The sequence below is a fragment of the Ralstonia edaphi genome (assembly GCF_958350185.1).
Taxonomy (GTDB): domain Bacteria; phylum Pseudomonadota; class Gammaproteobacteria; order Burkholderiales; family Burkholderiaceae; genus Ralstonia; species Ralstonia edaphi.
In genome coordinates, this window is the sequence record NZ_CATWHI010000001.1 from 132778 (window position 1) to 145430 (window position 12653).

Here is a 12653-nt window from a genome sequence, read left to right on the forward strand (position 1 = left end):
TTTTCCGGAGCGCTGCCGCCATGGCCATCCCACTCAAAACCCTGATCGCCAAGCTGAATGCGACGAGCCGGCAAGCCGCCGAGCGCGCCGCGTCGCTGTGCATGGCGCGCGGCAACTACGAGGTCGATCTCGAACACCTGTTCCTGGCGTTGCTGGAAAACCGCCGCAGCGACTTTGCCGTGGCCGCGCGCGCCAGCGGCATCGACCTGGCCGCGCTGCAACGTGACCTGGAAGCCGAGATCGGCCGCTTCCAGACCGGCAACACGCGCACGCCGGCGTTCTCGCCGTACCTGCCGAAGCTGTTCGAGCACGGCTGGCTGATTGCCTCGCTCGATTCGCAAATCACGCGCATCCGCTCGGGCCATCTGCTGCTGGCGCTTTTGACGGAGCCCAGCCTGTCGGCGCTCGCGCAACGTGGCTCGCGCCTGTTCGGCCAGATTGAAGCCGACCGCCTGAAGCACGACTTCGATCGGCTGACCGCCGGTTCCGACGAGCAAGAGCAGGCCGTGGACATTGCCGACGACGGCGCAGACGCTACGCACGGTGAAGGTGGCAAGCCCGCCGCGGCGTTGACGTCCACACCGGCGCTGGACCAGTTCACCGTAGACCTGACCCAGTCCGCACGCGATGGCCGCATCGACCCAGTCATCGGCCGCGATGCCGAGATCCGCCAGGTGATCGACATCCTGATGCGTCGTCGCCAGAACAACCCGATCCTCACCGGTGAAGCCGGCGTGGGCAAGACCGCCGTGGTGGAAGGCCTGGCCCTGCGCGTGGCTGCCAACGATGTGCCGCCGCCGCTGCAAGGCGTGACGCTGCGCACGCTCGACATGGGGCTCCTGCAGGCAGGCGCCAGCGTCAAGGGCGAATTCGAGAACCGCCTGAAGAACGTGATCGACGAGGTGAAGAAGAGCCCGAAGCCGATCATCCTGTTCATCGACGAGGCGCACACCATCATTGGCGCGGGCGGGCAGGCCGGGCAGAACGATGCGGCCAACCTGCTCAAGCCGGCGTTGGCGCGCGGCGAGCTGCGCACGATTGCGGCCACCACGTGGAGCGAATACAAGAAGTACTTCGAAAAAGATGCCGCACTGGCGCGCCGCTTCCAGGTCGTGAAAGTGGAAGAGCCCAGCGAGCCGCTGGCGGCCGCCATGCTGCGCGGCATGGCCGGGCTGATGGAGCGCCATTTTGGCGTGCGCGTGCTGGACGAGGCGATTACCGAGGCCGTGCGGTTGTCGCATCGCTATATCAGCGGCCGCCAACTGCCGGACAAGGCCGTCAGCGTGCTGGACACGGCGTGCGCCAAGGTGGCGCTGGGCCAGAGCGCCACGCCCGGCGCCATTGAAGACGACCAGAAAACGCTCGAACGCCTGCAAGGCGAGATCAACGCGCTGGAGCGCGAACAAAGCGCTGGTGCGGAGCACGACGCGCGCCTGAAGGCGCTGAACGAGCAGCGCACGGAGCTGGAGCAACGTGTCGCGCAGAACACCGAACGTCTGGCGCAGGAGCGCGCGCTGGTCGCACGCATTCAGGCGCTACGCGAGGCCCGCGAAAGCGATGCCGCACAAGCCAGCGAGGAAGACGCACTGCCCGTGGCCGCCAACAGCGACGTGGTATCGATGCCCAAGCGCAAGCGCGCTGCCGACAAGACGGATGAGCAGGACGAACTGGCCAAGCTGCTCGCCGAGCTGCGCGCGCTGCAGGGCGAATCGCCCATGGTGCCGCTGCAGGTGGATGGCCATGTCGTGTCGGAGATCGTCTCGGCCTGGACGGGCATTCCGCTGGGCCGCATGGTCAAGGACGAGCTCCGCACGGTGCTGAACCTCAAGCCGCTGCTGGCTGCGCGCGTGATCGGGCAGGACCACGCGCTGGATGCCATCGCGCAGCGCGTGCGCACCGCCACGGCCAACCTGGAAGACCCGAACAAGCCGCGCGGCGTGTTCCTGTTTGCCGGTCCGTCGGGCGTCGGTAAAACGGAAACGGCACTGGCACTGGCCGACATTCTCTACGGCGGTGAACGAAAGCTCATCACCATCAACATGAGCGAGTACCAGGAGGCGCACAGCGTGTCGGGCCTCAAGGGCTCGCCGCCGGGTTATGTCGGGTATGGCGAAGGCGGCGTGCTGACCGAAGCCGTGCGTCGCAACCCGTACAGCGTCGTGCTGCTCGATGAAGTCGAAAAGGCCCACCCGGATGTGCTGGAGATGTTCTTCCAGGTCTTCGACAAGGGCGAGATGGACGACGCCGAAGGCCGCCCGATCGACTTCCGCAATACCATCATCATCCTCACGTCGAATGTCGGCTCGCAGGCCATCATGCAGGCCTGCCTGAACAAGCCTGCTGAAGAGTTGCCCGACGCCGATGCGCTGGCGGAGCTGCTGCGCCCGACGCTCTACAAGGCGTTCAAGCCCGCATTCCTGGGGCGCATGAAGGTGGTGCCGTATTACCCGATTTCCGACGATGTGCTGGCCGAGATCATCACGCTCAAGCTGGGCCGTATCCGCGATCGCGTGGCCATCAACCACAAGGCGACGTTCCAGTGGGACAACGCGCTGGTCGAATCGGTGCTCGCACGCTGCACGGAAGTCGATGCAGGCGCCCGCGCGGTCGACCACATCCTCAACGGCACGTTGCTGCCGCAGATCGCCGAGTCGGTGTTGACGCGCATGGCTGAAGGCGGCAGCGTCGAGAAGATCAAGGTCGGCGTCGGCAAGAACGGCGAGTTCAAGTACCGCATCAACTAAGTCGCTTCGCTGGAGCACATCATGGTCTCTCCGACCGAGTTGGCAAACCTGCTACGTGCGTCGTTCTCCCAGGCGGACCGGCTGCTGCGCCTGGAAACGCCGCTGGGGCCGAACGTGCTGCTGCCCGAACAGGTGGATGCAGCCGAGCACATCGACGCAGGCGGCTTCCGGCTGGAACTCACGGCGCTGTCCGACAACGCTGACATCGATTCGGCCAAGCTGCTCGGCCAGCCCGTGCGGCTGGATCTGCTGACGCAGCAAAGCCGAAGCGCGCTGCGGCCGTTCCATGGCCACGTGACGCGCTTCGAGCAGGTGGGGGCGAACGGCGGCCTGGTGCGCTATCGGCTGGTGATCGAACCTTGGCTCGCGTTCCTGCGCCATCGGCAAGACAGCTTCCTGTTCCAGGACATGTCGGTCATCGAGGTGATCGACAGCCTGTTTGGCGACTACCAGGGCCAAGGCCGCCTGGTCCCCGCCTGGCGCTGGGCGTTGCGCGACAGCTCGGTCTACACGCGCCGCAGCGTCATCACGCAATACGACGAAAGCGACTTCGATTTCGTCACGCGTCTGCTGGCCGAAGAAGGGCTGTTCTATTTCTTCGAGCACGAAGCCAAGGACGGCGATGCGCTGGGCGTGCATCGCATGGTCATTGCAGATTCCAATGACGTCTTTGCCGACAACGCACAGGCGAGCATCCGTTTTGGCCGCGCAGATGCCACCGCCACCGAAGACGTGATCGACCGCTGGCAAGGCGCCCGCCGCTGGCAGACGAACGCCGTGTCGATCGCCAGCTGGGACTACCGCGCCAACGCCAAGCGCACGGCGCAACTCGGGGCGCAGCAGCAAAGCAACGATGGCCCGCAGCTGACGTTGCAAGACACGGATTACCCCGGTCAGTACTGGTTTGAAGACAACAACCAGGCGCAGCGTGTGGCGCGGCTGATGATGGAAGCGCTGGAGCTGCGCGACAAGCAGTTCGACGGCGAAGGCACAGCCCGCACGTTGGCGACCGGCACGCGCTTCCAGTTGCTCGATCACTTCGATCATGACGATGGCGAGCAGCGCTTTGCCGTGTTGGCCGTGAAGCACCAGGCGCGCAACAACTTCAACGACCGCTTCGGCCAGGTGCTGACCGAAACGCTGGGTGCACTGCGCGGCGGCGATGTGCTGGCCGCGGGAAGCAACCATGCCGCAGGCGACGACGCGCCGTTCTATCGCAACCATTTCACCGTCGTGCGCGATAACGTGCCCGTGCGCCCGCAGCAGAGCGATGAGCAGGGCCGTGCGCTGCATCCACGCCCAACCGTCAATGGCAGCCAGACTGCGCTGGTGGTGGGTGCGGAAGGGCCCGTGCATACCGACCGGGACCATCGCATCAAGGTGCAGTTTCATTGGCAGCGCGGCGCTCGGTCAGCCAGCCGCCAATCGCATCCCGCCGGTGATGACAACGCGCGTGCCAGCGCAGGCCTTGGCGCATGGGTGCGCGTGACCGCGCCCGTGGCGGGTCCGAACTGGGGCGGCGTGGCACTGCCGCGCGTCGGCCAGGAGGTGCTGGTCGAATTCCTGCAAGGCGACATCGATCGGCCCGTCGTGGTGGGCGCGGCCTACAACGGCAGCGGCCAGACCGACGCGCAATACAACCAGAACCAGGCCGGCGCAGCCGGCGCCACGGGCAACGCTCCCGCGTGGTTCGCCGGCGACAGCAAGAGCCAGGGCGCCTACGCGCACAACGCGGTGCTGTCGGGCATCAAGACGCAGGCGCTGGCCGGCAGCCAGTCGGGCTCGTCGGGTTACAACCAGCTCGTCTTTGATGACTCCGAAGGGCAGGGCCGCACGCAGCTGAGCACCACGCAGGCGGCGACTGGCCTCGTGCTCGGTCATCACAAGGAACAGGTCGACAGCGCGCGGCAGGCCGATCTAGGCCACGGAGCAGCGCTTGCAACCGACGACAGCGGCGCCGTGCGCGCCGGCGCCGGCCTGCTGCTCACCGCCCACAGCGCCGGCACCAGCGCATCGCTGCAGGACAGCGAGGATGCCGCCAGCCAGATCGAAGCCGTGAGCGACCTCGCCGAATCCCTCGCCGACGCAGCGCAGAAGCAGAAAGCCGGCCTGGCCGATGAACCCGCCGCCAAGGAACTCCCCGCGCTCAAGCAACTGCGCCACACCACCGAAGTGCTGCGTCACGCCGAAAGCGCCGGTGAAGGCGCGCAGGCCGTTGCCTACAGCGAGCCGCATCTGCAAGTCTCGGCGCCCAAAGGCATCCTCAGCACGACACCGGCCGATGCGGTGCTGGTTGCCGGCACGCAAGCCACGTTGGTCGCCAAGCAAGACACCAACGTCGCCGCTGGCGGCAATCTTTCAGTGGCGGTGGCCGAGGGGCTGAGCCTCTACGCGCACGGTAAATCGCTGGGGCAAGCCGGGGATGCCACACCGGGCATCGCCATGCATGCCGCAAGCGGCAAGGTCGGGCTTTCGAGCCTCAAAGGCGAGACCCATCTGGTGGCCGAGAAGGCCGTGACGGTCGCCTCCACGCAAGCCAACGTCACTGCAGAGGCGAAGCAGCACGTGCTCGTCAATGCAGCCGGTGCGCAGATCAAGGTGACGAATGGCACGATTGAGCTGCATGCGCCTGGGATGGTGACGTTCAAGGGGGCGGGGCATCGGTTTGTGGGGCCGGGTGGGGCGGGCGTGGATACTCAATTGGCGAAGGGTGAGTTGAAGGCGTGCCCCGAGAACGACCAACGCGCGGCAGCGGGTGGTGCAGCAACGCTCTGAAGATGCATATGGCTTTCGAAGATTTGCTGCGCACATTGGGTGAGTCACTCCAGGCGGACGATGAGAGTGCATACCTTCTAGTAGATCCAATGCTGCGCGAACCTCTGGCACGGGACTTCATTCTTGATTCCGGTTGCGAGATTTTTCCAATTGTGATGGCTTCCGTGTGGCTGGCGGAACATCAGACTCCTTATCTTGTGAGGCTCAGGCCTGCAGCCGTTCAGACCCTCAAGGCGAGTCTAGAGGCCGCCCTGCGAGAACAAGTGGACGTGGACGTGGAGAACGATGAGGGTTTCGCTATCGGCGGGTGGCTGCGCTCCGCTGTAGAGCCGCAATTGTTAGCCAAGCATCTGGCTCGTTGCATGACGCCAGTGGGAATGCCTGCCGGCGTTCGATATCTTCGATTGGCGGACCGGCGAGTATTTGAGTTGATTTGGTCCATATCCAATCTAGCGCAACGGCAGGAGTGGCTCGGCCCAATCAGCCAATGGTGGACGCTTGATAGACTCAATTTGCTTGTTCCTCACACCGTGGAACAATCGGTCGCTTGGCAGCTCAACTACCTGCGGATCGATTCGAAGCGTTGGAGGCGCATGCGCAACTGCGAACTTGTCCAGCAGTTGCTGCGCGGTTGGCGTCGGTTTCAACGGGAGCTTCCCCCTGACTACCTTCAACGGGCCGCCAATGCAATTGAGGCAGCGCAGTCGCTCGAACTGGACCAGGCGGCGGATATCGTGCTGCTCGCCGCATATATTGTCCAGATTCACCCGCGGCTCTGCGAGCATCCACGAGTAGTGCAGCTGGTCAAATCTGCACGCCAAGAGTCTCCCAATCTCGCGCAACGCTTAAGCGAACTGCCTGACGATTCGTGGGATGAAATTGGACGGGAGCTTACGAATATGCCCGCTCTTCATCAATCTTTTGACCCGTTAACCTACGCGAGCGTGGAGTGAAGTCATGGCAGGCGAAGCAACCGGAAAGTATGCACAAAATGCCACTCAAGCTGCGATCGGAGTTCCCCAATGCTCGGCGGGCGGATGCCCTTCCTGCACCAAATCTGGGTTACCGATTCTGCTGGTACGGCCGGGACTTGCCGAGAAGTCGTACGCTGCAAGCAAGCATGACGCTATCGCCAAGCTGCTCCCAGGTGTCGCGGACCCGGCGCTCAGTTATTCCGGGTATGTCATGCGGACGTTGCGAGCCGGCTATGTCTATGCATACTACGAAAAGCCACATACCCCCGAGATAAAGGCGCAGAAGGGGTGGCAGGCACTTCAGGTCGACACACTTGGTTATCTGACACCATTTCCGATCGAACAATTGCCTGTACCGGGCGCGGCCAAAGAGTTTTCCTGCCAGCGCACCGATGGCTATGCCGCGGCTATGCTGTTCGTGATTCCAGATGCGCTGAACACGGGGCAGGTTTGGGTGGGCTTCAGTGATACCCCCTGGAGCGACAAAGTACGTGCGAAGTACGCCGGCGACAAAAAGCTCCGCGATCAGCGGATGGCTTGCATCAATGCACCCAATGCGACTTGCAAGCGCAGTATTCCGATGACCGAGGCGAGCTTGTCGGCAGCTTTACCTGAATACAACGCGGACAGGCAAACGGTGGCGACCGCTTTGTTTGGTAGTCCCTATCCTGGCGTGCCATTAGATAGGGACGGCAAGCCGCTGGCGCGCAAGGAGGCAGCAAAGGACGTCTATAGCCAGGCGTCTGTGATCGTGACGCGTGGCAAACAGTTCGATGTGAGTAAAGCCATGCTGGTCAGCGTGCCGGATGCGGTGGGTGCTACGCATGAGGCTGCCCAGCTTCGGCTGGAATTGCCGCAAGCGGCTAAGAAAATCCTGACTGCGAAAAACGGCTACTGGAAGCTGCAATCAGCGATGAGCATCAAGGCGTTGGTGGAGTTGTTCGACGCGCAGTATAAGAATCTGGGTAACACGCCAGGACTGTACGGCGAGTCATATATGCCACGGGCGCAGTTTGACGATATGAAAGGCCGGGGCGCACTGCCCCCCGGCGCGACGTTCATACCCCAGGCTTATACGGTTCAAGGCGGCGGAATGTTTCCTGGTGGGACATACACCAATCCTTCGTTGGGTACCGTCAGCATCCCGCAGGACGAGTTGCCGGCTGTGAGGTTGCAGAAGAAGGCTGGGACGGGCTATACGAAATACCTAGAGCAATACGGTCACGCGTGCGAGAGCGATGCCAAGTTGCTTGCGCGTATCGAGGTTGACTACGGTAGTTGGCTGAATAGCCCCGCACGTAAGCTTGTCACAGAGCATGATTTCGATGAAACCACCCGCCAAGATGGCGTCTACTACGCACACGTTGTCAGCAAGGTGGCATATGGAGGCCCCATTACTGACGTTGGTGCGGGTTGGTATGCAGACTTTGTAAAGAGCGATCCGCGCGACAAGAACAATGTGTTGGTGCGCGCGATGCTGGGCAACCAGAAGGATTTCTTTGAGTGGTTCAAAGAGTCTGATCAGCGTTCAAAGACCGTTGATGAGGCCAAGGCTTTATTCGACGTTATCGAGGAACTGGAGAAGGACGCGAAAGGGGGAAAGCTGGTCGGCATGTTAGCCCACAGCTTGCCGTATTTACGGATCCTCGCATCTGCGGCGGGGTACGGCTTGATGCCTTTGGCCGGGGCGACGGGAATCATGCTGTCCAAAGTCGGGAAGATGGCGCCCGATCTTCTCAGGAAGATGGAGGTACTGATCGTTCGGGTCAGTGTGACGAGCGTCACCACAAGAAAGATACGGGCGACTCGTATTCAAGTCAGCGAGGAGCAGGCAAAGATTTACTGGCGCGAAATTGCTAGAACCAGTCCTGGAGATGTGGGCAAAGCCACACGCAAAGTCGGGGAGTCTGAAGTCACGAACGTCACAAGAAGTGGTGTCTTGGCTATGGATTTGTCCGGTGCCAAGGGCAATGCACGCGTTGATGTCTATGTTTTTGAAAGCGTGACAGCTACGACCACGACACTCGCTGAGTTGCCGAAAAGCGGAGAGCAGCTTAAAGAGGTCGCGCGCAGAGTTGGCAAAGTCCTCAAAGAGGGGGGCGCTGTTCTCTCGGCTGGTGGCGCGGTCATCCAGTTGCTGTGTTTGAGTGAGAACCTTGAGAAACTCCGTAACGGGAATGATGAGGTTCGCGTTGAAGCTTTTCTGGGCCTGGCCTCAGCTGCCCTCGGTTCATCAGCGGCCTTGGCGGAGCTTTCGGCAGCATTTTCAAAGGAGTGGGAAAAGCTCGGCGCCACTTTGGGGCTCAAGGTATTGGCGGGTTTCGCTTCTGCTCTTTCAAGTGTCCTTGATGGCGTGACGGCACTTACCAAGGTGTTTTCACGGCGCCGCAGTGGTGACGCGGCTGCTGCAACAGCCTACGGTTTTCAGGCGTTCTTCTTCTTCAGCGCGGCACTCGCAGGTGGTGCGGCAGTGGCGAATGTGATGGGAGTGCTCACCGTTACAGGATTCGGACTTTCATGGACGGGTTGGGGTTTGCTGCTAGTAGCCTTAGGCGTGGCGGCGGGCTATATCGCCATGATGGTCCAGAATACGCCTGCAGAAGATTGGGTTGCGGGTACGGTGTGGGGCAAGAGTACATGGGGCAGTCTCGCCAAAGAACAAGAGGAAATGAATAAGCTGCTGCTGGGCATCAGCGTTGATTTCAGCTATCGAAATGGGATCGGCGACAATTTCATGCGCTCCATGGCCGTCGTGGGAATGGGTGGCCTGCCCTCGCCGCAGATGTCGGACTATGCAGCGTCCCGTGAAGCTTGGCTTAGCTTCTCGCTAAACAAAGCACTGCGTGAGAAATTGACATGGTCCGTTCAGATATACGGAAAGCGCCGCGACGGTCGTACCGTTCTGCTGATGCAACGCGGCAGTAGATTGGTGGCTTTTCCAGGTAGTGCGGCAGCGACATTGGAGGGCGTTGACAAAGGGCGTCCTGATGTGAAGGACGACGGCAATACCGTGATCGTGTCTGCAGATCTGAACACAATGATGTTCAGCGGTGCATCCGCGAAGGTACGGGTTGAATCGCCGGATGGAGATGTGCTGGTCGAAGAGCAGTTGCCTTGAAATCAACTGCCTCTTTTTGTTGAACAGAATATTGTGAGGTTTCCCAAGATGTCTCAGGGCAATCCTGATTTTCGCGTGCTGCTACCGGAATGGAATCAGCCCGAGCCATATTTCGAGTTCCCTAAGACGAAGAGGCGCGCATTACAAGCGCAGCGAAAGCCATGGCGCGTTGCCCCCGATAACAAGCATCAGCCTGTACACTTGGTTGGAAGCACGTGCGAATCGCTACTGAATATCTATCCGGAAGCCATAGAAATCGGGGCCCCGCTAGGATCGGAAGGCAAGACTATTTTTGGAACCTTGTTCTTGGTCAGCATGACGGTTTTCACGGTCATGTTTGCGTATGCGGGGGTTGCGATGTGGGATCCGGGTGAACCCCTGCTTATGGGCACATCCGCACTAATGATTTTTTGTTCTGTGATCGCGTTTCTTGTGGCCGTGGCCTGTTTCAAGATCGTGTTCTTCTTGCCAAGGGACTTGCCTGTGCTTTTTAACAGGAAAACGCGGCAAGTCAGCTTCATCCAGCTTCAACCCTTCATCTTCTTTCGGTTTTGGAAAGTACAGCGCGTCGCAAAGCCCCGCACCTATTCCTGGGATGAGGTCAAAGCGCGCAGCTACAAGATGACCCAGTTTACGGGGGCTGCAGGTAGAGAAACGTACTTCTTAACCCTCCTGTGGGGCGAGCCGGATAAGCCGAATCTCTGCAAAGAGATCGTGAATATCGGCTACGCAGGCTGGTGGGAAGACGCAGTGCTCTGGCGACTTTACGAACACATCCGCCGCTACATGGAGGAAGATGGTGCTCCGATTCAGCCGGGAGAAAAGCCGCGCCGCTCTGGCGTGGGCAAGGTGCCAGTTTTTTCGCCAGACATCATTGCCGCAGCAGGGGGCCGTGCGTTGAGTGACCAAGAGATCGAGAATCTCGCGTGTAGGCACTAGCCGGTTACTGGTCGAGCCCTTGTGCGGAGGCCGGGAAAAGGGCTGATAGCAGCAAGTGATTGAAATGCAAGAAACCGGGTCGAAGCTGCAGCCACAGAGGCCCCTATCCGCTGCTTCATGAGTGAGGGGCCAAAGAATCTGCGAGACATCAGGCCGTTCCCGCGCGATATCAGTTTCCGGCGGTGCCTGCTGGAGTTCTATCCGTTGTTTGATCGGACAGAAGAAGGCGCACGGCTTCGCGCCAATATGCACGCGGTTGAGTTGGTGCTGCTGACGGCGGTTGGGATCCCGCTGTTTTGGCTGTTTCTTCCTGCGGGTATTTTCGAGTACGTCGGGCAACGCCTTGCGCCGGAACCAAAGTGGCCGGCAGAGATCGTTTCGCGAACCGGGCAAGCCTCGCGCAATTGAGTTTCCTTGTGCCGGGATGCGCCACCCGTGAAGCTCAGCGGTGCAGATGTGAGCGATGGGCCCGCCCACACATGAAGATTTAGAAACAATCCCCCCAACCGCCCCAAGCCTGCGTAGCATCTCCACCGTCCGCCCCGCGCGTGCGGACGTCACATTTCACGCACGCTGATATGAACGCACTGTCCCGCCTCGCCGCCGCTTCTGCTGCGGTCGCGTTGCTCGTCACGCCCGCATTCGCTCAGGACGACACCCCGTTGCAGGTTTCGTACCGCCAGGTGCTGACCGAATATTTCAAGGACGCGCCGACCGCGTCGAAGAAATACGACGGTCGCCGCCTGGTCTTCAAGGGGCAGGTCTATCCGCTGTCCGACGACAGCCTGAACACGCTGGCCGTGACGGAAGACCTGAAGGTGAGCGCGCCGTTCCAGGACGATCAGCGTGACGCGCTCAAGGCGCTGTTTCCCGATCACAAGCTGGCGGCGTACAAGCCCAGCAAGGACATCACGCTGGATTGCCTGAATCGCCAGTTCGTTGGTATCACGCTAGCGCTGGCGGATTGCCGCGTCGCCAAGCCCTGAGTTTCGTATCGCACATCGGTTTTCTTTCGCTTCAGATCATGGCCTCTCTTCCGTTTGACCAATTGCTTGCTCCGCTGCCCGGCGCTCAGCCCTGCGGCGAAGACATGCTCTTCTCTGCAGAATTCGACAGCATCCAGGATGCGCGCCGCTTCGATGATCCGTCGCTCGATCAGGGCGAGTGGGTCACGGAGATCAAGGAAGCTGACTGGCGCGCGGTCATCGCCGAGAGCACGTCGCTGCTGCAGAACCGCACGAAGGATCTGCGCCTGGCTGCATGGTTGGCCGAGGCGTTGTCGAAGGAACGAGGCTTTGCCGGTCTGCGCGAGGGCTACGAACTGATCGCCGGTTTGTGCGAGCAGTTCTGGGAGCACATCTATCCGCTGCCTGAAGCCGACGATCCCGAAGCCCGCACAGGCAGCATGGCGTGGCTTGCCACGCGTTCGAGCCAGCTCATTCGCGAGGTGCCGCTCGTGGAAGCGGGCAAGGGTGGCTACAGCCTTGTCGATTGGGAAGTTGCGACCAGCCTGGTCGAAGCCATCCGCCGCGATCCGGAACAGGCGGACGAGCTGTCGCGCGGAAAAGTCACGCAGGAACAGTTCGAGTCTGCACGGCGCGCAACGCCGCCCGCGTTCTACAAGACGCTGCACGACGATGTGGTCGGCTGCGGCGCTGCGCTGCTGCGGTTGGAATCCGTTCTGGATGCACGGGCGGGTGATCACGCGCCGAGTTTCCGCCCCGCGCGCGAAGCCTTGCAGGCGGTGCGCGCGTTGGTGGAGCGCTTCGGTGGCAAGCCGGAGCCCAAGCCAACCGCCGTGGAAGCAAAGGGGGCTCCGCAACAGGCGACGCAGTCTGCCGCCGGCACCGTCATCGAGACGGTCGTTTCCGGCCCCATCCGCACGCGCGCCCAGGCGTTGAACCAGCTGCGCGATGTGGCCGAGTTCTTCCGCCAGACCGAGCCGCACAGCCCTGTTGCCTACCTCGCCGCACGTGCCGCGAAGTGGGGCGACATGCCGCTGCATGCGTGGCTGCGCACGGTGGTCAAGGACGATGCGACGCTGTCGCAGATCGAGGAGCTGCTGGGCCTGGGCGATCCGCCCTCGGAAAGCGCCAGCTGACC

The 12653-nt window shown here is 61.6% G+C and carries 8 protein-coding genes; all 8 read left to right on the forward strand.

What is annotated here, in order from left to right:
* Positions 1-20: 20 nt before the first annotated feature.
* Positions 21-2744: a type VI secretion system ATPase TssH gene (tssH, locus tag R2669_RS00695; RefSeq protein ID WP_316897962.1), complete on the forward strand. Its 2724-nt coding sequence runs from the start codon at positions 21-23 to the stop codon at positions 2742-2744.
* 21 nt (positions 2745-2765) lie between these two features.
* Positions 2766-5519, forward strand: a complete 2754-nt coding sequence (locus R2669_RS00700; protein WP_316897964.1) for a type VI secretion system Vgr family protein — start codon at positions 2766-2768, stop codon at positions 5517-5519.
* Between the two features lie 8 nt (positions 5520-5527).
* Positions 5528-6472, forward strand: a complete 945-nt coding sequence (locus R2669_RS00705) for a DUF4123 domain-containing protein (RefSeq protein ID WP_316897966.1) — start codon at positions 5528-5530, stop codon at positions 6470-6472.
* Between the two features lie 4 nt (positions 6473-6476).
* Positions 6477-9611, forward strand: a complete 3135-nt coding sequence (locus R2669_RS00710) for a T6SS effector BTH_I2691 family protein (protein WP_316897968.1) — start codon at positions 6477-6479, stop codon at positions 9609-9611.
* 48 nt (positions 9612-9659) lie between these two features.
* Entirely contained in the window at positions 9660-10550 is an 891-nt protein-coding gene (locus tag R2669_RS00715) for a DUF6708 domain-containing protein (RefSeq protein ID WP_316897969.1), read from the forward strand.
* Positions 10551-10667: 117 nt separating this feature from the next.
* Positions 10668-10958, forward strand: a complete 291-nt coding sequence (locus R2669_RS00720; protein ID WP_316897971.1) for a DUF6708 domain-containing protein — start codon at positions 10668-10670, stop codon at positions 10956-10958.
* 170 nt (positions 10959-11128) lie between these two features.
* On the forward strand, positions 11129-11536 hold the full coding sequence (locus tag R2669_RS00725; protein ID WP_316897973.1) for a hypothetical protein: 408 nt from the start codon (positions 11129-11131) through the stop codon (positions 11534-11536).
* 38 nt (positions 11537-11574) lie between these two features.
* Positions 11575-12651, forward strand: coding sequence for a type VI secretion system protein TssA (gene tssA / locus R2669_RS00730; RefSeq protein ID WP_316897975.1), 1077 nt, complete (start codon positions 11575-11577; stop codon positions 12649-12651).
* Positions 12652-12653 lie beyond the last annotated feature (2 nt).